Raw genomic sequence first — 22,418 nt, 5'->3', positions numbered from 1 at the left:
GAAAGCACCGTTTTTCACATGAAGTATATTACATAGAGCTTTCTATTCACTTATCTCGATCAATAGGATGGAAAATAGGAGGCGAGTATGAATCAGGCTCAGCAATTATTAAAACGTATTTATGGCTTTGATGAGTTTCGTCCTGGTCAGTCCAACATTATTCATAGTATTTTGCAAGGCAAGGATACGCTTGCAATTCTTCCAACAGGAGGCGGGAAATCGGTCTGCTATCAAATACCTGCGCTAATGCTGCCAGGCACTACGCTAGTAATTTCACCGCTTATTTCCTTGATGAAGGACCAGGTCGATGCCTTGCAGCGGCTTGGCGTATCAGCTGCTTTTCTTAACAGCTCGCTTACCGCCGAGCAGTATCGCAGCACCTTAAGACAGGCGTTCAATGGGGAGTTTAAGCTGCTGTATATCGCTCCTGAACGCTTTGACGCACCGATGTTTCAGCAGCTTGCTGAGCATTTGCAAATTCCGCTGATCGCAATAGATGAAGCGCATTGCGTCTCGCAATGGGGGCATGATTTTCGTCCAAGCTATCGCCAGCTTGCGATCGCAATAAGCAAGCTTGACAATCGTCCTGTTGTCGCTGCCTTTACTGCTACTGCAACAAAGGAGGTAGCAGACGATATTGCTGCCAGTCTTGCTCTGCATGAGCCGGCTTCCTTTGTAACCGGCTTTGCCAGACCTAATCTTTCATTATCGGTCGTTACTGGCGTGGACAAGCTTACATTTCTGGCGAAATTTTTGCAGGAGCGCGCTCAGCAATCAGGTATTATTTATACGGCTACTCGCAAAGAGAGCGAGGCTGTGCATGCGCGTATCGTGCAGCAGGGCTATGAGGCAGAGCTGTATCATGGAGGGCTTTCTGATCAGGTGCGAGCTGAAGCGCAGGAAAACTTCCGCTTTGATCGTAGTAAAATTATTGTTGCAACAAACGCTTTTGGCATGGGGATTGACAAGCCCAATGTCCGCTATGTGCTGCATTGGCAAATTCCAGGCGATCTTGAATCCTACTATCAAGAGGCTGGGCGTGCAGGCCGCGATGGCGAGGAAAGTGAATGCGTGCTGCTGTTTGATGCGAGCGACCTTCATATCCATCGCTATTTGATTGAGCAGGGCATGGGCGATGAAGCGAGAAAAGCTGTGCAATCGGCAAAGCTGCATACGATGATGAGCTATTGTCGCACAGATCAATGTCTACAGCAATTTATCGTTGATTATTTCGGAGAGCATGCGGTCGAGCCATGCGGCAAATGCAGCAGCTGCCTCGATACGAGCGAGCGCATTGATCGTACGCAGGATGCGCTGATGGCGCTGTCCTGTGTAGCGAGAATGAAGGGAAGGTTTGGCGTGTCGATGGCGGCCAAAGTGCTGAAGGGCTCGTCAGACAAGCGCCTGCTTGCCGCCCGGCTCGATAAATTGTCCACGTACGGCTTAATGAAGCAATATCCTGAAAAGGAGATTGCCGATTGGCTGAATTGGCTTGTCGCTGAGCAGTATTTGCAGATGAGCGAGGGGCAGTACCCGGTTGTAACGCTGGCAGAGCGGGCTCGCAATGTGCTTGAAGGAAAGGAACAGGTTTGGCAGCGCCGCCGCAGCTCCGTCAAGCAATTGATGAGCAACGCTTCCCAGGACGCTTCGCCAATTTTTGCTGCCTTGAAGGAATGGCGCAAGCAGCAAGCGGCGCATGAGCAAATTCCGCCGTTTATGATTTGCTCTGACGCTACGCTTAGACTTATTGCTGAAGCTAGGCCGGCAACGATTGAAGGGCTAATGGATGTCAAAGGAATTGGACAAGCCAAAGCGATGAAATACGGCGAGGCGATGCTTGAGCAGCTGCGGCGCTTTACCGGCAAAAGCACTGCAGGCGAGGCTTCCGCAGCGATGCAGCTGCCGGCTGCCGCTGACGACTATGCTGCTGATTATTCGGCAGGCATAGCGAGCACAGCCTCTACAGGTGCATCTCATACAGAGCAGGAGGAGGAAGACAAGCGCCCAAGCTATCTATACTCCTATGAGGCATTTGTAGCGGGACTTTCCAGCAAGCAAATTAGCGCTGAACGAGGCTTAAAGCAGCAAACGGTAGAAAAACATATTTTGCGGGCGATTGAGGAAGGGCTGGATATTGACTGGACGCTTATATTCAACGAGGAGGTTGAACAGCTCGTTCTTGACACGGTAGGGCAGGTTGATGCCAGTCTGCTGCGTAATATAAAGGAAGCATTGCCGGACAATGTTTCATATTTTCAAATTCAAGCAGTGCTGCTGAAAGCGGCGCTCGCTGAAACGCACTAATCTATATACCAGCTTTGTGTCTGCTAGAAATATATGCAAAGAAGGTCTACAATTTATTAAGCTTGTCTATATTAGTTGGATACGGGGGCTTTAGCTATGACTAAAAAATCACCACAGGTTGTAACGTTTGGAGAAACGATGACGTTGTTTTTGCCTACGCAGCAGCAATCCATTGAACGCGCCGACAGCTTGCAGCATCGCTTTGGCGGAGCGGAGAGCAACGTAGCGATAGGGCTTGCGCGCTTGGGAGTGGAGGTTGGCTGGTTTAGTGCGTTCGGTGCGGACCCGCTTGGCAAACGCATTGTAAAAACGATTCGCGGAGAAGGGGTCGACGTATCGCGCGTGATCTACAATGATCAAGCGCCAACAGGCATTATGCTGCGCGAGCAGATCAGCGGCAGAAATGCTGTCCATTATATGCGAAAAGGCTCAGCAGCGAGCAAATTTACGCCAGATCAGCTTGATGAGCAATATATTCAAGGGGCTGAGCTGCTGCATATTACTGGAATAACGCCAGCGCTCAGTGAAAGCTGCAAGGCGACGGTTTTTCGCGCGATAGAGCTGGCTAAAGCCAATCAAGTTAAAATTTGCTTTGATCCTAATTTGCGCTTGAAGCTATGGTCATTGGAGGAAGCGCGCGAGGTTATTCTTTCGCTTGCGGCTGAAGCAGATTATTTTCTGCCTGGCTGGGACGAGCTGACGCTGCTCTATGAGACTGAAGATGCTGAATTGATTAGCCAGCGCTTGAACGAGCTGAAGGCAGTCAGTGTTGTTAAAGGAAAAGACAATCGCAATGTCATATACAATCAAGGCCGGCAAACGGAAATTCCATTCGTGTCTGTTGAGCAGGTTATTGATACAGTTGGTGCGGGCGATGCGTTCTGCGCAGGCTTCCTGGCTGGAATTTGCAAAGGAATGAGCATTGAAGAAGCAGTGCGGATCGCAAGCATTAGCGGAGCGTTGGCTGTGCAGACCTATGGCGACTGGGAGGCGCTTCCAGATTGGGGGCAGGTCGAACAGCAGCTGCATGCGAAAGCTTATATTGAACGTTAAGTGGAGGTAGTATGTCAAGCAAGCGAACGAAGCAGCGGGTGAAAAGCTAGTGAAAGCTAGTGAAAGCTGCCACTTCAGACTCGCTCTAATAGATCTGGCTCTGCAGTGAATGATAAAGGAGAGGCTTATGAATCAGCATAATGATCAAACTGTCAAACGAAAGGATGAGCATATCTCAATTTGCCTTGAACAACCTGTACAAGGGCAAGGAATCACTACAGGGCTGGAAAAATGGAAATTCAAGCATTTGTCGCTGCCAGAGATTAATTTCAGCGATATTGATTTATCTACAACCTTATTTGGCAAGCAAGTAGCGACTCCGCTATTAATTAGCTCGATGACCGGTGGTACGGAGCAGGCGAATCGCATTAATCAGACATTGGCTGCTGCGGCAGAGCAGCGAGGCTGGTCGCTCGGCTTGGGATCTATGCGGGTGGCAATAGAGCATCCAGAGCTGGCCTACAGCTTTCAGCTCCGCAGCTACGCCCCGACGATCCCGATTATTGCCAATCTTGGGCTGGTCAGCCTGAACTACGGAATTGGCATAGAGCAGTGCCGGCAAGTCGTTGCACTTGCCGAAGCGGATGCACTTGTCTTTCATATGAATAGCTTGCAGGAGGTGTTTCAGCCCGAAGGCGATACGAATTTTGCAGGCTTGCTGCGCAAGCTTGAGGCAGTAATCGCCAGGCTGGAAGTTCCGGTTGGCGTCAAAGAGGTAGGCTGGGGCATTGATGCAGAGGTGCGTGATCGGATGCTTGCGATCGGAGTGCAGTTCATTGATGTTGCCGGCGCTGGCGGCACGTCCTGGAGTCAGGTTGAGCATTATCGAACGCGCTCGGCGATTCAGCGCGCTGCGGCAACCAGCTTCGCAGATTGGGGCATTCCCACCGCTGATTGCCTGCTGGAGCTTAGAGACGGCATGCAGCAGCATACGCTTATCGGCAGCGGCGGCTTGCATACCGGCATTGATGCAGCCAAGGTGCTGGCGCTTGGCGCAGACGCAGCTGGCTTCGGGCGGACGCTGTTGTCTCATGCGGTAGCGGCAGAGGACGGGCAAGCGATCAATGAAAGGTTGGCAACGATTGAGTATGAGCTTAAAGCAGCGATGTTCGGGATTGGTGCTCGTACAATTGCCCAATTGCAGCGCAATCAACGCCTGATAGCGCATTAGCTGTACTGCATCCGTATTGCAGCTGTACGGCAGAAACGTAGGTCGTGTCAGACCAGTTAACTCGATATCGCGAAAGCAAGCGGAGCTGTCCGAAAGGTAAAGGGTTGAAAGACTGGCAAAGGGGATGGCTAGTCAGTGTCACTTTAACCTTGTACTTACAGGACAACTTCGCTTATTTCAATAGGCCAGTGCCGTGCACAGACATTGTCGTGCTAACATCAAACTTGATGCTCTGGTATATGTCTGGCCATTCCTGCTCGAAATCATGGAGGTGATACTTGGCACGGTAACGCAAGCCAAAGCCAAGCGGATCTACATTCGCTTCCTGAATTTTGACGAGCAATTGCTTGACAGCTTCCGAATAAGCCGTTTCGAGCTGATTAATTGTTTTTTTGGGATCGTTAAAATAGGCGTCAGTCGGCATCTCATCAAATGTTATTGCTTGCTTGATATGCATATTCAAGTGCAATGCCGGTCCATTTTGCTGAAAGTTGTATTTCGTGCGAATCGTTTGGATTGCAATTGCAAATGGAGGACTGTAGAAGCCGCCGTACAGATTTGCTTTTTTCAAATAGGCAAGCAGCTGGATTAACAGCTGCGTTTCGTCGGGCTCCAGCACGATGGAAATTTTTTCTTTATCGAGCAGGGCAACGCGATTGACGATATAGGTGGAGTCCTTTTGCACCATAACGACCGGCAATATAGGGTCCAGTCCTTTTTCATTCAGTCTGCGAAATAAATCAGTCAGCAGCTCAATAAAGGTGTAGGAGGATTCTGTCGCATCGTTGCTGAAAAAAAGGCCAAGCGCATTGCCTGGAAAGCGTTCGATTACTGGCTGCACCTTAACAACACTTTCAGCATCCGGTCTGCCGATTCCAATTGCAGCGACCTTTTGAATATCGCGCCGGCGTGTCATCCAGTTAACAGCCTCCGCTATATTGCTTCGCGCTAGATTTTCCCCAAGTATAAAAACATTGCAATGCCCAAAATCAATTTCTTTATCAACCTGGGCTTTTAGCAGACGAAGTCCTTCTGCAATATTGGAGGTTTCAATGATTTCAACCTGTGTCTTGCTTTTACCAGCATCGATTTCAATCGATGGCACGCCCAGCTTCAGCGTAATCCGATATGGCTTTTCCTCGTTATCCGTCAAGTCGATGCCCATGCCAACCGCAAAATAGCGCTTGTCGATATCTTTAAACCCGCAGCCCGAGGCTACTATACTAATGGAGAGATATACAATTAAAAGACTAAGCCGCATCATTTTTTGCATATTTCCTCACCTTTTTCCTGCTTAATAAGAAGAGCCAAATTGTTGTCACAGCTTCAGAGAATAGACGAAGAATTAAAAAATAACCGCCTAATTGCAGTACCTTCATTTCATCAATTAAAAATTTCAATATTAGCGTAATCAATACGATGCCGACGACAACGTAATAGCTGTATACATGCGGCTCAGGCTCATCCGGGTCAATAACATTGTTCGGGAGCGCACCGCGCATATATTCGATTGAAATATGCCATCCGACTATAGTAAAGGCAACGGCATTATTCATTAGCACGATAATAAATACGAATAGCATCCGCTCAATAAAGCCAAAGTTCATCCTTGTTGAGTCAGCTGTCGCACTCCATAAATAAAGATATTGCGATACCGTTTCGGTGCCATGAATGCCGATCGGCAAAAAAAAGGTAATCAGCAATATAAAAAACGCTGACAATGTAATAAGCCAGCGAAATTTAAACTTGAAGTTTGCCGGCAGCAAGCGGTTGAAAATAAGCAAATTTAAAAAGCCAGTGAATACAAATGAAGCACTGGCGAAGGAAACGAGCGAAGGTGCTTGTGCAACATGATCGGCGACAATATGTATTGCATCCCAGTTCAGCAGCGGATTCGTAAAGGTTTTATAAATGACAAAAGCGACGCCAGGGATATTAATAATGAGCACAATCTCCAATAAAAAATTGACGCTTGCGGTTGATCGTGTAGCTCCATAGGCGCAAACGAGCATCAGCACCATCAAAATAATATAGGGATTGGCATCCGGGTTAAGAAAGCGTGTAACAATTACGGTATAGGAAGAAACGACAAGTGCAGAGGCGAATCCGGTCAGCATAGCTTTATATACAAGAAAAATGCGTACAAACCAAGTCGGGTAATACATGCTGATTATTTCCGGCAGACCCTTGCCAGGGAATTTATTAATGGCGTTAGTTAGCATGTAAAATAAAATGCCGCCAACAATCGGACTGATCAGAATCGCCATTACCGCACCGTCAAACCGATCTGAAATCAGATGATAAGGCACGAGCAGCATCAGGTTAGTAAAGCAAACGATAAAGTAATGGTAGAACACGTAACGGTTCATGTTGGTTTAGTTCCTCCAATATCTCCATGCTGAGAGCTGGCGTTGCCGCGCAATCTGAAATAATATTCCCCGAAGCTGCGCGTGCTGCATAAGCAGGTGATATAGTACAAGATGCCTAGGAAAACGCCTGCTAAGCCGAAAAAGATTGCGGCAACGATGATCGGATATTTTAGAAATCGGATTGCCAGCGACATCGTATGAATAGGCAGTACCAGATTGCTAATCGCAACGAGCGAGGTCACAATAATCATAATGCTGCTGACAAGCCCGGCCTGCTGAATCGCCGTTCCCAAAATGAGACCGCCAACCGTAGTTGAGGTTGAGCCAATAAGCTTTGGCGTGCGTATGCTCGCTTCTAGCAGCATTTCAATCATGACGAGCATTATAATTACCTCAATGAATGAGGGATAAGGCACGATTGAACGGCTTGCCACCAGCGTAAAAGCAAGCTGAAGGCGAAAAATCTCAGGATTGTACGACAGAATCGCAATATATAGGCCAGGCAGCGTCGTTGTAAGAATTAATGCGATATAGCGAATGACGACAATCATTTTAGTCATCCAGTACGATTCGTAGTGATCCTCAACAGAATGCATGAAATCATAGAAGGTTACAGGCAATATAAGCGCGAACTGCGAGCCTTTCAGGATTAGCACGATTTTACCGAAGGATAATGCTCGTCCGATGCGGTCGAAGCGTTCAGTTACGAGCAAGGTCGGGAACAGCTGATATTTTTTTCCGTTAAGCAGCCGCTCCAGCTCTCCGGAAGAGTGAATAAGATCAATATGGATGCTGGATAGCTTGTTTTTGACATTATCAAGCGTATGGTGATTAACCTTGCGTTGATCATAGAGAATATATAAATTTGTTTGCGATATGTTGCCGATCTGCATCTTATCGATCACCAGCTCTGGCGACATATAGGAGTTTCGGATAATATTAAGAGAAATAATAGGATCCTCGCTCAAGGAATGCTGCGGTCCGCGAATGGACGGCTCGAAATTCGAATCAGGCAGATTTAAATATTCGTACTTCAAGGCGTCAAAGGAAAAGATCTGATTCTGATATTCAACTAGCGCTTGGCCGCGCAGCAGCAAATCATTCCATTTCGCGGGGTCCGTAACTCGCTTGAAATTGGCATTGGACAGAAATAAATTCATAATCGGATATTGATTTTTAGAAAAAGGCACTGTGATATAATCATGTATTTTTTGTTCATCGCAAATAGGCAAATAGTAAGCCAGCTCAAGCTTTTGTCTGGTAACAGGGTGGATGATTTCACTTTGCATCAGGTCCTCGGCCGGGGCCAATATGACTTTCAAACGTTCAAGCATCCTATCACATCCTTTTGCTAAGATTGTAAGGATAGTATGACCTTTATTGCCAAAACTATGCTAAAATAGGCACGATCAAGGATAAGGTATAGGAGAGAAGACGATGAGCAATAACAAGCGGGAAGACAAGCAGAAGCGGCAAAGTAGTCCAATTTGGAGCAAATTGTTGCCGTCAATCATTCAAGTTCGCGTTCCTGTGCCTTTCTCGTTAAAGTGGATAAACAGTTACATACTGCTGGAGCAGCAGGGGACATTTACAGTTATTGACCCAGGGCTCCGTACTCCCGAAGCGGAAGCAGTATGGGCAAACGTTATGTCTGAGCTTAAGCTGGAGTGGAGCAGCTGCACCGCTATCGTTGTGACGCATCAGCATCCGGATCATTATGGGCTTTCAGGCTATGTACAGCAACTGAGCGGAGCTCCTGTCTATATGACGCGAGACGCTAAAGCGTATACGGAAAAGCTTTGGGGTGCGGGCAGCGAACAGTTCGAGCGGGATATGAAGCAGCTGCTGCATACACATGGCACTCCTGATGACATAACAGAAGCGATTCTGCTAAATTTGCGCGAGTTTCAAGCGCGAGTGGAGCCGCAGCCGGACGTGACCTATGTGGAAGCGGGAGAGGCTTTATTGGCAGGGGACCGCCATTGGCAATTGATTCATACAGAAGGGCATGCATACGGCGGGATTATGCTGTATGATGCGAATGAAAAGCTGCTGCTTTGCGGCGATCAGGTGCTGCCGCGAATTACACCTCATGTTGGTGTTGTAGCAGGGGAGGATCGTCCAGTGCTGCAGCAGTTTCTAAATCATTTGCAGCAAATTGCTGAACTGGAGGTTTCGCTCGTGCTTCCTGGACATCGCGAACCGTTTACTCGCTATCGCGAGCGGATCGAGTCTATACTGCAGCATCATGAAAGAAGACTGGCGGAACTGTACAGCTACATTGCTGAAAACGGCGCTGTGGATGCGTTTGTTTGCTGTGAGTGGATGTTTGGCAGCCATTTGCGCGACCAGCCGCACAATATGAGGTTTGCTTTGACGGAGGTTATTGCTCATTTGCAATATTTGCAGCAGCAGGGCAAGCTGCTTGAGCAGCCTGATGCAGCTGGCAAATTAATCTACTCTGTGCGCTAGATATTATGCTGCAGAGAAGGAGCAAACAGCAAGAGAGGGTGTTTAGAATGGTCGCTTTCACTGACGATTCTAAACACCCTTTTTCATCAACACAGCATTTTACATGGTTTTATAGCTGTTAGTCTAGCGGAGGTGTCGTAACTCCTTCACGCTCGGCTTGGTTGCGATGTGCCAGTCGGCTGGCTGCAGAGGCAGCAATAGCGCCTACGATATCATCAAGGAAGGTATGAGTGTCCCTGCCATTTTTCGTGTTCAGTCTGACAAGAATTCCAGGCTTTACTTTGTCGATATAACCGAAGTTGGTAAAGCCAATACTTCCATAAACATTAACGATAGACAGTGCCAAAATCTCATCGCAGCCATATAAGCCCTCATCATTTTCGATCATCGCTTGCAGCGGCTGCAGCAGCTGCTTTTGCTCCGCCAATATGTCCAATTGAATGCCGGTCAAAATCGCATTTTGAACCTCACGCTTGGAAAGTACAGCTTCAACGTGCACATTGCAATCCTCGATCGTAAGACCGGGCACATATTTAGCTTGCAGAAAATGTACAAGCTCAGCGATATCCGCTATTGTTACACCGCGCTGCTCCAGCAATTTATATGTAGCCTGCGCTACCTCTTGACTATTCAAACTATATTTTTCTGCATCAGACATATTCCATTCCTCCATACATTTTTCTGGACAAAACTGGTCTAAAATTTAGAAGGGCTCGTATACATATTACTACAAAAGACAAGTTGTACAAAGTTTTCAGACAATATTGAGGAGGATTTATACAATGAGTGCAAAAACATGGTTACGTTCTACTGCAATAATGGGGGTTATGGTTATTCCGGTACTGCTTTCGGGATGTGGACTTTTCTCAAAATCTGTATCTGAGCCAATTGATCCTCCACAGACTGAAGTTATTGAAGATCAAGAGCAGCAGACAAGCAGCTGGTTGAATCAATCCGACAATGCGGAGCAATACATTGTTTATTTGCAGGATAAAAACGGATATCTGGCGCCGATCTCATTGCCTGTAGCAGTAGCGGAAGGTGAAGAGGTTGCAGTCAAGCTGCTGGAGGTCATGGTTGATCAAGGCATGTATGCCAGCTCGCTTCCGCTTGATTTTAGAGCAATGATTCCGCAAGGAACAGAAATTTTAGGCTATCAGCATAATCCTGAAACTGGAATTGCGACGGTGAACCTTTCTGAAGCGTTCGCTGATTACAACGGCCAGGATGAGCGCAGCATGATCGAGTCCATTACCTGGACGCTGACATCGCTTGAAGGCATTAACGGTGTGGAGCTTCAATTGAACGGGGCAAAGCTTGAGGAAATGCCAGTCGCTCAATATCCACTCGATCAGCCGCTTACACGAACAATCGGCATCAACATTGAAATGGATGAAGGTGTAAGCTATTCACAGGCAGCTCCAGTGACCTTGTATTTTTCTTCTGAAACGTCAAACAATGAGCAATATTATGTGCCTGTTACCCGCATGATCCAGCGTACAGATACGATGGAAATCGCAGCAATTGAAGAACTGATCGAAGGTCCGCAAAATACAAAAGCGTTGCAGCCGGTTATTATGCCAGATGTTGCGGTGACTGGCCTTGAAGAGTACGATGGTGTCGTTCATATTGATTTGCAGGATGATGCCTACGAGCCGGGCTTGTTCGTACCTTCGGAAATGCTTAACTCAATCATCTTGTCGGTAGCGGAAAATACGGGCGTATCGAAAGTGCAGGTTCGCGTCAATGGCGATATTAATATTTTCGATGAAAATAATGCATCCTACAGTCAGCCAGTCAGCAAGCCAGTTCACGTAAATGCGTTAAAATTGTAAAGCATTGGACGGACGTCTAGTGAGAGGGGGTTTCAAGCACAGTAGCTTGGAATCCCTTGCTTGCTATTCTGAGAAGGATGTTCAAAAATCCGACTTTGATGACGATGCTGTTTCGTTGTAGCGTAGTCGACGGCGAATATGTCACGCTACCGAAGGCTGCGGTGCTCACGTAGCATTTGCCTACGCTGCGCTCCTCGCCTTCTAGTATCGTGCCATCTTCTTGGTCCTGAAAGCCGAATTTTTGAACTTTCATTGAAAGGGGATGTTCAAAAATCCGACTTTGATGACGATGCGGTTGCGCTGTAGCTTAGTCGACGGCGAATCTTGAACGCTAGCGAAAATTCCGGTGCTCACGTAGCTTGTGCCTACGCTGCGCTCCTCATTTTCTACTAGCGTCCAAGCTTCTTGGTCCTGAAAGCCGAATTTTTGAACTTTCATTGAAAGAGGATGTTCAAAAATCCGACTTTGATGACGATGCTGTTTCGTTGTAGCGTAGTCGACGGCGAATATGTCACGCTACCGAAGGCTGCGGTGCTCACGTAGCATTTGCCTACGCTGCGCTCCTCATTTTCTACTAGCGTCCAAGCTTCTTGGTCCTGAAAGCCGAATTTTTGAACTCTTATTGAAAGAGGATGTTCAAAAATCCGCCTTTGATGACGATGCGATTGCGCTGTAGCTTAGTCGACGGCGAAGCTTGAAATGCCTACTTTAAATGATGCATTTGGTTTATGGCTTTGATACAATAGGTAAGGTTGTTACATTTGGCAGAATGAAGCAAGTCGATAATAGTAGAAAAAGTTTTTAGGAGGCAATTTGAACATGAGAAATGACAGTCGCCAGCCTAATGAGCTTCGTGACGTGACGATTACGACGAACGTTAATAAGCATGCTGAAGGCTCTGTGCTTATCCAATTTGGTGATACGAAAGTAATTTGTACAGCTTCTGTTGAGGAACGCGTACCGCCATTTATGAAAGGACAAGGCAAAGGCTGGGTAACAGCAGAATATTCAATGCTTCCAAGAGCAACCCATGCTCGCAATCAGCGTGAAGCAAATCGCGGCAAGCTTTCGGGTCGGACGATGGAAATTCAGCGCCTCATTGGCCGCGCACTTCGCTCGGTTGTTAATTTGCAGGCATTGGGCGAGCGGACGATTACGCTGGATTGCGATGTTATTCAAGCAGATGGCGGCACGCGCACAACGTCGATTACAGGCGCATTTGTAGCGTTGTGTCTGGCCGTTGAGCATATTGCAAAATCACATCCGTTTCAAGTATATCCGATCAACGATTATTTGGCCTCGGTCAGCGTAGGCATTATCGAGGGAACTCCGATGCTTGATTTGAACTATGTAGAGGATTCCTCGGCCAAGGTCGATATGAATGTAGTGATGACAGGCAGCGGCAAATTCGTTGAGGTGCAGGGCACAGGCGAGGAAGCTCCTTTTTCCCGGACGGAGCTTCAGGAGCTGCTTGACCTGGCAGAGCACGGTATCCAGCAGTTGATCGCTGCACAGAAGCAAGCGCTTGGCGCCGCAAGCGAGCATATAAGAGGTGAGTAGATGAGCAAGCCATTTACGATAGTAATTGCAACGAAAAATGCTGGCAAGGTTAAAGAATTTGCCCACGCTTTTGCGAAGCTGGGCATAGAGGTGAAAAGCCTGCTTGACTATCCCTCGATTCCCGATATTGTCGAGGATGGCGACACCTTTATCGCCAATGCGAAAATTAAAGCGAAAACAGCTGGCGATGCGCTTGGCGTGCCTGTGCTGGCTGACGATTCTGGACTTGCTGTTGACGCGCTGAACGGCGAGCCTGGCGTTTATTCTGCACGTTATGCAGGTGAAGGAGCAAGCGATGCGCAAAACAATGAAAAGCTGTTGGCTCAATTGGCTGACAAAGGCGCAAGGCTGGACGAGCAGCCGTTAGCTAATGGGACAAGCCTGTTGAGCCCGGCACAGTTTCAATGTGCACTTGCGCTTTATTTCCCCGACAACGGACAATTTATGATTGCCGAGGGTATGGTTGAAGGCGTCATTATGGATCGGCCGCATGGAGATGGCGGCTTTGGCTACGATCCGCTATTTTATGTGCCTAAGCTTGGCTGCAGCATGGCTGAGCTGAGCAAGGAAGAAAAGGGTAAAATCAGCCATCGCGGCGAAGCGCTGAAGCAGCTGCTGCCAGCAGTTGAAAAGCTAGTCACAGACACGCCCTAGGATGAAGCAAGGAGTCTTGCTGCTATGTGCTGCATTCAAGCTGCGGCAATTAGCAGCATAGACTCCTTTTTTGCTTGGTTTTGCTTGGCATCAATCAGCCAGTGTACCGCTATACAATTCGTACCTTGTAGGAGCTGAGCCACACATTCATTTGGTATAAATAAGCGTAAAGCTGTGGACCAGACATAAGCTGACCGAACCAAGGCACGAGCGAGGAGGATTGCTCCGACTTTAATAGCTGCTCGATTTTGTCACGTTTAATAAGCTGGAACAGCGGTGCTGATTCATCACTAAGCACATCCTTGATCAGCTTCGTTACTGCTGCCAAGTAAGCGGGATTATGCGTTTTTGGGTAAGGGCTTTTTTTGCGGGTAATAATTTCGTCTGGCAATACTCCCTTTAATGCTTTGCGCAATATTCCTTTCTCGCGGTCGCCTGATGTTTTAAATTCCCACGGAATATTAAACACGTAATCGACAAGTCGATGATCGCAGAACGGCACGCGCACCTCGAGTCCTGCAGCCATGCTCATGCGATCCTTGCGGTCCAGCAAGGTTGGCATAAAGCGCGTAATGTTCAAGTATGACATTTGACGTACGGCACGCAGCTGCTCGTTTTCTCCAGCCAGCTGCGGCACCTCCGCCTTTGCTTCTGCAAAGCGCTGAGCAACATATTGCTCTGGCTGAATCAACGACTGCAGCTCTTCATCAATTAGCTCGCTGCGAAAAGCGGTTGCCAGCGACCACGGAAATTGCTTGGCGTGCAGCGTTTCTTCCTTATGAAACCAAGGATAGCCGCCGAATATTTCATCAGCCGCTTCACCAGAAATCGCTACTGTGGCATTTTTTTTAATTTCTCGGCAAAACAGCAGCAGCGACGAGTCTATATCCGCCATGCCCGGCAGATCACGAGCCAATGTTGCATCATGCAAGGCAGCAATTAATTCCGGCGTGTCGAATTGCAAATAATGATGTACGGTAGAAAGCTGCTTGGTCATCAGCTCAATAAATGGAGCATCGGAATTTGGCTGGAAGGCATGTGCTTTAAAGTGCTTGTCATTGTCTACATAATCAATGGAATACGTATGCAGCGGACTGGCATCCGCTTGTCGATAATACTGCACAGCCATTGCTGTTAAAGCGCTGGAATCCAGTCCGCCAGACAGCAGCGTGCAAATCGGAACATCGCTAATCATTTGCCGATTCATCGTATCCTGCAGCAAGTGATGAACATGCTCGACGGTTTGATCAAATGTATGCTCATGCTCGCGGCTTTCGAGCTGCCAATACGTACGAACTTGCGTGCCCGCTTTCGTCACCGTCATATATTGTCCCGGCTTAAGCTCGGCAAACCCCTCGTAAATGCCATGGCCTGGCGTGCGCGCCGGACCTACTACCAAAATTTCTGCCAGCCCCTCGCGACCGATAACCGGCTGGGCTGCTGGATTGGCGAGAATAGCTTTAAGCTCAGAGCCGAACAGAAGCTGGCTATCCTTTTCATAGTAGAAGAAAGGCTTTACGCCGAGCCGATCTCTTGCAGCAAACAGCTCCTCAGCCTCGATATCCCATATCGCAAACGCGAAGATGCCGTTCAGACGTTCCAGGCATGCTTTGCCCCAGTGCATATAGGCGATCAGCAATACCTCTGTGTCGCAGGTCGTCGTAAATTTCCACCCGTGCTGCTTCAGCTCATGCGTCAACTCAATCGCATTGTAAATTTCTCCGTTATATACAATGACAAATTGGTCATTGCCGCGATAGCGCACCATTGGCTGGGCTCCATTATTAGGATCCATTACAGCAAGCCGGCGATGTCCCAGCGCACAGTGTACGGACAGCCATGTTCCGCCTGCATCTGGTCCTCTTGCTGTCAGAGTTTCTGTCATCGCTTCAAGCGTATCGCTGTGCTGCAGCAAGTTTTGCTGCCAATTAATCCATCCCGTTATCCCACACATCGCCATCAATCCTCTCTATCTTCGCTGTACCGTCACATATTATAACGTATATGTGCAAACAGGAATAAAATGTCTGTCCACAGCATAGGAAATGACCGGGCAATCACGATTTGAATCAGGCCAGCTTTCTAATCCTTGAATTTCTGCCGATATTTTCGAAAATCGTTAGGGGTTTTGCCATGATGTTTTTTAAAGGATTGAATAAAGTGATTGATATGATTGAACCCCACCTTATGGGCAATCTCGGTTATTGAATTGTCTGTCGTTACTAATAATTCGCTGCTTTTTTTAATTCTGTACTTAATTAAATAATCATAGGGCGTCATATGAATCATTTTCTTAAAGCTCCGGGTGCATTCTGAAACGCTTAAATGCGCCGCATCAGCAATTTCCTGCAATGTTATCGTATTTGCATAGTTTTGGTGGATGAAGCTGATCATTAATTGAAGTCTTTCTTGCTGCTGCTTCAAGGTTTTAGAAACCTCCTCAGCAGGAAGTGAAATGTTGGAAATTAATATAAACCATAGTTGTACGGTTTGGATCGCAATCTCATATTGCCAGCCCCAGCTTTTCTTTCTATCGAATTTATCCTTCATAATCCAAAGCATGTCCAGTACTTTGCGTTCCCACTCGAGATCGCCTTTCATTACGAAGGAAACTAAGGAAGAGTTGGTATAAGGCAGTACATAATTTTTTTCCATCACACTATCTGCATAGAAGGCGAGCAGCTTCTCAGGAAAATTAAAACTGACATACTCACCGTTATGCGTCAGATCTGTTGTAACATGAAGGATGCTCTTATTAATTAAGATCGCTTGACCAGTCTCTAATGCATGATCTATTCCATTAACCTGTATAATCAGCTTGCCTCTTGTAACTAAAGTGATTTGCAGTTCTTCATGCCAATGTAAATCATTGAGGCCTCTGCCTTCAGGAATGCTCGTATGAATTGTATGGGTGTACATGATATAAGGAAATGATGCATCAGGGTATTGAATGGTCTCGTGCAATGGTTTTGCCATTTTCAACGGACCTCCTTCTTATGACGATATATCAATATTAATTAAAGATTTATTTACACAAATATAGTCAAAGTGGTGATATTATTATATCAGATCTTAGGCTTGTCGATACAATCCTGTGCACAGACGATTGGATAAAGCATGTTGGAGGCTTATATATGAAAGCTAATCAATCGTCGTTATTTCTTCATCCGTATATGTTGCTTTTCATTAGCATTTTGTCTGTTTCGGTTTCATCCATCATGATAAAGTTCTCGGATACACCAACTTCTGTTGCGGGAATGTACAGATTGTACATATCGGTCATCATTATGCTGCCTTTTGTATCGTGGAAAACGGTCCGATCCATAAATATGAGCAAAAGGGATTGGTGCGCAGTAATGGTAGCGGGTTTATTTCTTGGGCTTCATTTTTTATGCTGGATGGAATCATTAGTATTTACTTCGGTTGCGAGCTCGATGGTCATTTTATCGCTGCAGCCTGTATTTGTCATGATTGGTTCCTTCTTTATGTTTGGTGAGAAAGCAGGCAGCTTGACAGTGTTTTGTTTAGCAGCCGCTGTTGTAGGCTCGTTCATTATAGCTTGGGGAGATATCGGGGTTTCAAAGGAAGCTTTAATAGGAGATGGCTTATCTTTATTAGGCACCATTTTAGTTTCAGCCTATTTGCTGACCGGACAGAAAGTAAGCCGAAAAATTGATGCGAATTTATATAGTGTCATTGTCTTTTTTATTGGTGGGAGCGTGATGCTGGTCTATAGCTTGTTAAATAACATTACGTTGTTTGAATACGAGGCCTCGGACTGGACCTACTTCCTGCTGCTGGCGATCATCCCAACGATATTTGGTCAATATCTTTTTAATGTGCTGCTAAAAACGTTAGGGGCAACGACTATTTCAGTAGGAATCATAGGCGAGCCTGTGTTAGCAATCATTCTCGCCTATCTATTTCTAGGAGAAACAATCTCGATATTTCAGTTTGTAGGAGGTTTGATCGTTTTATTAGGCATGTGCCTCTATTTTAGACTGCGTTCCGCCCATGTATCACGAAATGTCCAGCTCTAAAGGCAGAAAAGCGTATTCTTCATTCTTAATCATTTCACGCTTTCGTACTGGAACAGCATGCTTGAAAATTGGACCGTCAATAACAGTGGTGTGGAACTCGCCGCCTTCCCCGCAAGGATCAATCCCTCGCGCTTCAAGCTCCTTTACAAGCTCGAGCGTGAGCATGCGGCCCAGATCGTCCTCGCGCATGCCTAATGTCAGGTTTACGGTTACGATGATCGCTGTGAAACCCAGGTTAATAAATTGCTCGACAGCTTCACGATGATCCATCTCCCATAGCGGCATGCCCAGCATTAAGCCTGCATTTTTTGTAACCTTGTCATGCCAGCAGCCATGAGCAGGCATATCCAGATCACCTGTGACCAGCACCTCTGCGCCTTGAAGTCTGGCATTTTCCAGCAAGCGGGTAAACTCCCGTTCATAATCGTTCCAGCTGGCTGCCGCCGTATATACCGGCAGCCCTAAAGCGTCAGCTTGAGCCGCAATTACCTCTGGAGGCATTCCGTGTGAGCGAGAGCGTGTCCCTTCTTCCTCCAGCATAACGAGCAGACCAAGCGCTTCGCCAACTTTGCTTGCTTCATATAAAGCAAGTACGCTATCCTTTCCTCCGCTAAAGGAAGCAACAAATTTACGGCCATGAGCGCCATTTTTCCAATCCATATCCGATTCTCCTTTTGCTGTATGCAAATGCTTATTGTCATTGCGGCTATCATTTATCTTCATTTTATCTTTTCTGTACCAGTTTTCATAGCTTAGTTACTGGTAGAGCGGCGCTAAAACGGCCAATGGCTGATATAACCGCCAATAATGGGGAATAATAACGAGCGTAGTAGCTAGTATAATCGCGCTGCATTAGCGCATATATGAGACGCTTGGGAGGATGATACATAATGAATGAACATGATGCTGCTCGTGAGCATGGAGCACGGAAAAGATATTATGTTGATGTGCAGGGCAAGCAGCTGCACTTGCAGCAAGGGGTTGCTTCCTACCATCTGGAGATTGATGCAACGGATGAAGAGGCTGAGCTGATTGAAGCGCAATTTCGCAAGCTGGATGAGCGCGACGAGTCTTCCTTGAATCGGATGATGCGTTATAACTTGACGCAGGGGGAGCAGGTCGCTTATATGAATGATGAGCATGATGAGGAAATGCAGACGCTGTTTCGACTGCTGCACCAATGTGGAACTGATGAAACGAAGCGGCATATTGAAGGTATGAATGTACTGTATTGAAAACATGAATGTACTGCATAGCTTGTAAGGCTTGCAACTTGACCAGCAATTTTCTATAGTATAGAGAGGATGGTAAAGGCTCGAATTTGATGACGAAGTAATGCGTTGAAGTTATTCGACGTCCTGAAATCCGAGCTAAAGAGGATATAATCTTGATACTTACATACGATGGAGGATTTCAAGTTGCAGAAATTAGTGTTTTTTGTTGGCGTTGCAGGTACAGGCAAAACAACAGTTGCCCGCTTGCTGAGCAAGGAGCTGCCCGCGGCCTTTTTGGATCGTGATACGGTTGGCGGACGCTTTGTAGAGGCTATTCTTGAAATGAAAGGACTCGACAAAAATGATCGCGATTCCCAGTTTTACAAGGAGAATTTGCGCGATCTTGAGTATGATACAACTAAGGACATTTGCATCGAGAACCTGGCAGCAGGGCAAAATGTGTTCATGATCTCTCCTTTTACTTCCGAGCTGCGCAACAAGCAGTGGCTTGAGGACGTTATTGCGGCTGCCGGCTTAAGCAAAGAGCAGGTGGATGTAAAGGTTATCGTCGTAACCTTGCAGGATATGGAGCTGCAGCATCAGCGAATTGTTGAGCGCCGCACAGAGCGTGATCGCTGGAAGCTGGACAATTGGGGCGATTTTGAGAAACGTGTCGATTTCGTTCCGCAAATCAACTGGGAGCTTCCTGAAGGTTCTGTGCTTATTTTTGACAATAGCGGCGAGTTGACTGAAGGCAAGAAACAACAGCTAATTAACTTTGTAATGAACTGATAGAGGATGTTTAAAAATCGGACTTTGATGACGATGTGGTTGCGTTGTAGCGTATTCGACGGCGAATCTTGAACGCTAGCGAAAACTGCGGTGCTCACGTAGCTCTGCTCTACGCTGCGCTCCTCGTTTTCTACTAGCGTCCAAGCTTCTTGGACCTGAAAGCCCAATTTTTAAACTTCAATTGGAAAGGGATGTTTAAAAATCGGACTTTGATGACGATGTGGTTGCGTTGTAGTGGATTCGACGGCGAATCTTGAACGCTAGCGAAGGCTTATGCTTCCGAAGTATGTTTCCTACGGAAACATTTTAGGTGCTCACGTAGCAAGTGCCTACGCTGCGCTCCTCGCCTTCTAGTATCGTGCCATCTTCTTGGTCCTGAAAGCCGACTTTTTGAACCTACTTATATTAACATCAATGAAAGCCGTACACAGCTGAAGAGCAGAGAGGGGATATTCTCTGCACCACGCCTGGATACGGCTTTTCTATTCTTGTCTGCTGCTATGCGTTTTACGACTCGCAAGCATCGCTGCAGAGGTTATTCCGCTTCATTGTGCTGCTTGGCATGCGGACAGTAGCGCATCATGAGTTCTGCTGTTTGCTCATCAAGCGCTTGCCCGCGCTGCAATAGCTGCTCGCTAATATGCTGCAGCTTTTTCGGCTTCCAGTTTTGGCCGAATTTGAATTTGGCAGTAAGCTGGTCAATGTCAATCCGAATCACTGCGGTTGCTTTAACATGGCTTGCGTAGCCGCTGTGCTCTAGCGTAATCGGATGGTAGCCTCCTTCAGGCTGAAGCTTGTGCATCAGCTCGTTGAGTACATCGCATTTTTCCTGCAAATCCTCTACAACCTCGGCTTTGCCGGTCATGTATACTGATTTGAAAAATACTGTAGCCGGACAAGCGTAAAACGGGTCCGACATGTAGGAAGGAATTTGCGCATATTCCTTGGCAACTGCAAAGCTTACATTCGGCTTCTGCTTAATGCTGTTCATTTTTTCTCCTGCTTTGCTGCCATGTAAATAGATCGCATCATTGAAATAGACGTAGTTGATCGGCACGACACCCGGGTAATCGCCTTCCTTCCATATGCCGAGAAAGCCAAAGCTCATTTCCTGCAAAAATTCGACTACATCTTCATAGTTTTCATCACCGATAAGAAATTCTTTTCTTCTCATTAGCTTCACCTCGCGATTGGAATGGGAACATTGTACGAGAATCCTTGACATGAAAAAAGATCCAGTTACAATCATTTTTATTGAACCAGTTGGGAGGTGGCGAGATGGAGCTGTTTATTGCTTACGACGATTATATGCAAGCCCACCGTACAAAGCAGGCAGCGTTGTTTCACGCAATGCGCGATGCGGTCTTGAATGGCAGTCTGGAGCCGCATACGAAGCTTCCTTCAACCAGGCAGCTAGCCGATCAATTCGAGCTTTCCCGCGGAACCGTCAACGCGGTGTACGATATGCTGCTGTCTCAAGGTTATATTTATGCGATTGCAGGCAGCGGCACGTTTGTTGGCGATACGCAGCAGCTAAGCCTGAAAGCAAGCGATGAGCATCGGATTGAGGCAAGGCTGTCCGATTGGGGCAGGCGCATTCAAGGCTTGGCGCTGCAGGGATCAGCTTCTGTGCGAACAATTCCCGATGCGGATAAGGCTAAAGCAGGCAGCTATAGCGTTTCTGGCAAACGGCATACGATTGAATTTAGCCTCGGCAAGGTTGAGCTGGCACATTTTCCAATGAAGGAATGGAATCGTCACTTGTATGAGCAAGCGCGTGAGCAGTATCAGCATGAGCTGCGTGATGCCTATTCGAGCGATGGCCATGACGAGCTGAAGCAGGCGATTGCCAGACAGGTGCGCAAGGAGCGGGGCATTGTTGCCGACGCTGACGATATTATGATAGTGAATGGCTCGCAGCAGGCGATTGCGCTGCTGGCGCAATTGCTGCTGAATCAAGGAGACTATGCGGCGATTGAGGACCCACATTATGTTGGGGCAAGGAATGCGCTGCTGTCCGTCGGAGCCAGGCTGGATGCTTTTCCAGTAGATGAGCAGGGCATATGCTTTCGTCCGCAGCATGAAGGCTACAAGCTGCTGCTGCTTACGCCGAGCCGACAGTTTCCAACGGGCGTCGTGCTAAGCATGGAGCGCAGGCTGCAGCTGCTGCAATGGGCGCAGCAGCATAACAGCTACATTATTGAAGATGATTATGACAGCGAGTTTCGTCATGTCGGCAGAGCGATTGAGCCGATGAAATCGCTGGATCAAGCAGGAAGAGTCATTTATGTCGGGACGTTTTCCCGTACTATGCTGCAGGATTTGCGAATTGGCTATGCGATTTTGCCGCAGGAGCTGAAGGAGCCGTTCCGTTACGCGAAAATGGTATATGAGCGGCATCCCAGCTCGATTATTCAGCAGCGAGCGCTTGCAGCCTTTATGAATACAGGCCAATATGATCGCCATCTGCGCAGATTGAAGCGGCTGTACCGCAGGCGCGCCGAGCTAATGCAGCAGCTGCTTGCACAGCGCTTGCAAGGCGTGCTGGCTCCTTATCCGTCGCAGGCAGGCTTGCATATTTATGCTGTCTGGCAAGGGGATGAGCAGCAATTTGGACGTTTTTTGCAAGCCTGTGCCGATCAGGCTGTCTATGTTGTGGATGCGAGAAAATACCAGTTGATGCATAAGGAGCCAGCGCTTTGCCTTGGCTATGCGCATTTGAATGAGCAGGATATCGAAGAAGGCATCGTTCGTCTGCAGCGGGCTTGGGAGGCTGTGCAAGCGGATGCTGCCCAAAATAGGAGGATATGAGCATGAGTTTCCATTGGTCAAGTATGTTTTTTACGATTATTGCGTTTTTAGGCGTAGTGGCAGTTGCCGCTTTCATCGTCATTATAGTCATTCTGATTCGTAAATTGATGGAGAAGAAGTAGTCGTACTTCGTTATTATTTAT

Annotated in this window: 19 protein-coding genes; 11 read left to right on the top strand and 8 right to left on the bottom strand. The window is 47.3% G+C overall.

Annotated features, from left to right (window positions below; genetic code table 11):
* Positions 1-87: 87 nt before the first annotated feature.
* The 3 genes from recQ (at position 88) to fni (ending at position 4,528) form a co-directional block, all read left to right on the top strand.
* Positions 88-2,304 carry a DNA helicase RecQ gene (gene recQ, locus KJS52_RS13110; RefSeq protein ID WP_213515775.1) on the top strand — a complete coding sequence of 739 codons (2,217 nt, stop codon included), beginning with the start codon at positions 88-90 and terminating at the stop codon, positions 2,302-2,304.
* A gap of 96 nt (positions 2,305-2,400) precedes the next feature.
* Positions 2,401-3,357, top strand: a complete 957-nt coding sequence (locus KJS52_RS13105; protein ID WP_213515773.1) for a sugar kinase — start codon at positions 2,401-2,403, stop codon at positions 3,355-3,357.
* Positions 3,358-3,484: 127 nt separating this feature from the next.
* Positions 3,485-4,528, top strand: a complete 1,044-nt coding sequence (fni, locus tag KJS52_RS13100) for a type 2 isopentenyl-diphosphate Delta-isomerase (RefSeq protein ID WP_246563511.1) — start codon at positions 3,485-3,487, stop codon at positions 4,526-4,528.
* 172 nt (positions 4,529-4,700) lie between these two features.
* Here the strand turns inward: fni and KJS52_RS13095 are convergent, their stop codons facing one another.
* The 3 genes from KJS52_RS13095 to KJS52_RS13085 are packed head-to-tail and all read right to left on the bottom strand — an operon-like array spanning position 4,701 to position 8,231.
* On the bottom strand, positions 4,701-5,801 hold the full coding sequence (locus tag KJS52_RS13095) for a Ger(x)C family spore germination protein (RefSeq protein WP_213515769.1): 1,101 nt from the start codon (positions 5,799-5,801) through the stop codon (positions 4,701-4,703).
* Complete coding sequence (locus tag KJS52_RS13090; protein ID WP_213515767.1) at positions 5,779-6,897, bottom strand: GerAB/ArcD/ProY family transporter; 1,119 nt, start codon at positions 6,895-6,897, stop codon at positions 5,779-5,781. The genes KJS52_RS13095 and KJS52_RS13090 overlap by 23 nt, the downstream gene beginning before the upstream one ends.
* Positions 6,894-8,231: a spore germination protein gene (locus tag KJS52_RS13085; protein ID WP_213515765.1), complete on the bottom strand. Its 1,338-nt coding sequence runs from the start codon at positions 8,229-8,231 to the stop codon at positions 6,894-6,896. The genes KJS52_RS13090 and KJS52_RS13085 overlap by 4 nt, the downstream gene beginning before the upstream one ends.
* Positions 8,232-8,334: 103 nt before the next feature.
* On the opposite strand from KJS52_RS13085, the gene KJS52_RS13080 reads away from it, so the two are divergent.
* Positions 8,335-9,369, top strand: coding sequence for an MBL fold metallo-hydrolase (locus tag KJS52_RS13080; RefSeq protein WP_213515763.1), 1,035 nt, complete (start codon positions 8,335-8,337; stop codon positions 9,367-9,369).
* Positions 9,370-9,487: 118 nt separating this feature from the next.
* Here the strand turns inward: KJS52_RS13080 and KJS52_RS13075 are convergent, their stop codons facing one another.
* Positions 9,488-10,027, bottom strand: coding sequence for a phosphatidylglycerophosphatase A family protein (locus tag KJS52_RS13075; protein WP_213515761.1), 540 nt, complete (start codon positions 10,025-10,027; stop codon positions 9,488-9,490).
* Positions 10,028-10,151: 124 nt separating this feature from the next.
* On the opposite strand from KJS52_RS13075, the gene KJS52_RS13070 reads away from it, so the two are divergent.
* The 3 genes from KJS52_RS13070 (at position 10,152) to KJS52_RS13060 (ending at position 13,418) form a co-directional block, all read left to right on the top strand.
* Positions 10,152-11,204, top strand: a complete 1,053-nt coding sequence (locus tag KJS52_RS13070; protein WP_213515759.1) for a GerMN domain-containing protein — start codon at positions 10,152-10,154, stop codon at positions 11,202-11,204.
* Between the two features lie 819 nt (positions 11,205-12,023).
* Positions 12,024-12,764 carry a ribonuclease PH gene (gene rph, locus KJS52_RS13065; RefSeq protein WP_213515757.1) on the top strand — a complete coding sequence of 247 codons (741 nt, stop codon included), beginning with the start codon at positions 12,024-12,026 and terminating at the stop codon, positions 12,762-12,764.
* Positions 12,765-13,418, top strand: coding sequence for an XTP/dITP diphosphatase (locus tag KJS52_RS13060; protein ID WP_213515755.1), 654 nt, complete (start codon positions 12,765-12,767; stop codon positions 13,416-13,418).
* 109 nt (positions 13,419-13,527) lie between these two features.
* On the opposite strand, the gene asnB is transcribed toward KJS52_RS13060, so the two are convergent.
* Together asnB and KJS52_RS13050 are read right to left on the bottom strand one after the other, a co-directional pair.
* The gene (gene asnB, locus KJS52_RS13055) at positions 13,528-15,372 is read right to left on the bottom strand and encodes an asparagine synthase (glutamine-hydrolyzing) (protein ID WP_213515753.1); all 1,845 of its coding nucleotides are present in this window, start codon (positions 15,370-15,372) and stop codon (positions 13,528-13,530) included.
* 128 nt (positions 15,373-15,500) lie between these two features.
* Positions 15,501-16,394 carry an AraC family transcriptional regulator gene (locus KJS52_RS13050; protein ID WP_213515751.1) on the bottom strand — a complete coding sequence of 298 codons (894 nt, stop codon included), beginning with the start codon at positions 16,392-16,394 and terminating at the stop codon, positions 15,501-15,503.
* 158 nt (positions 16,395-16,552) lie between these two features.
* Here KJS52_RS13050 and KJS52_RS13045 point away from each other — a divergent pair, with 158 nt between their 5' ends.
* Positions 16,553-17,458, top strand: a complete 906-nt coding sequence (locus tag KJS52_RS13045; protein WP_213515749.1) for a DMT family transporter — start codon at positions 16,553-16,555, stop codon at positions 17,456-17,458.
* On the opposite strand, the gene KJS52_RS13040 is transcribed toward KJS52_RS13045, so the two are convergent.
* Complete coding sequence (locus KJS52_RS13040) at positions 17,438-18,118, bottom strand: Dph6-related ATP pyrophosphatase (RefSeq protein WP_213516172.1); 681 nt, start codon at positions 18,116-18,118, stop codon at positions 17,438-17,440. The two genes, KJS52_RS13045 and KJS52_RS13040, sit on opposite strands and share 21 nt — an antisense overlap.
* Positions 18,119-18,348: 230 nt before the next feature.
* Here KJS52_RS13040 and KJS52_RS13035 point away from each other — a divergent pair, with 230 nt between their 5' ends.
* A complete protein-coding gene (locus KJS52_RS13035; RefSeq protein ID WP_213515742.1) occupies positions 18,349-18,693 on the top strand; it encodes a hypothetical protein in 345 nt (114 codons plus the stop codon).
* Between the two features lie 183 nt (positions 18,694-18,876).
* Positions 18,877-19,464 (top strand): P-loop nucleotide/nucleoside kinase family protein, encoded by a 588-nt coding sequence (locus tag KJS52_RS13030; protein ID WP_213515740.1) that lies wholly within the window; start codon positions 18,877-18,879, stop codon positions 19,462-19,464.
* Between the two features lie 535 nt (positions 19,465-19,999).
* On the opposite strand, the gene KJS52_RS13025 is transcribed toward KJS52_RS13030, so the two are convergent.
* The gene (locus KJS52_RS13025; protein ID WP_213515738.1) at positions 20,000-20,638 is read right to left on the bottom strand and encodes a pyridoxamine 5'-phosphate oxidase family protein; all 639 of its coding nucleotides are present in this window, start codon (positions 20,636-20,638) and stop codon (positions 20,000-20,002) included.
* Between the two features lie 104 nt (positions 20,639-20,742).
* Between KJS52_RS13025 and pdxR the strand changes: the two genes are divergently transcribed.
* Positions 20,743-22,275, top strand: coding sequence for a MocR-like pyridoxine biosynthesis transcription factor PdxR (gene pdxR, locus KJS52_RS13020; RefSeq protein WP_213515736.1), 1,533 nt, complete (start codon positions 20,743-20,745; stop codon positions 22,273-22,275).
* Positions 22,276-22,418: the final 143 nt, after the last annotated feature.

It is taken from the genome of Paenibacillus montaniterrae (genome assembly GCF_018403185.1).
In the GTDB taxonomy this organism is placed as follows: Bacteria; Bacillota; Bacilli; order Paenibacillales; family Paenibacillaceae; genus Pristimantibacillus; species Pristimantibacillus montaniterrae.
The sequence above is the reverse complement of the archived record's forward strand: the minus strand, read 5'-3'. Positions and strand labels throughout refer to the sequence as shown.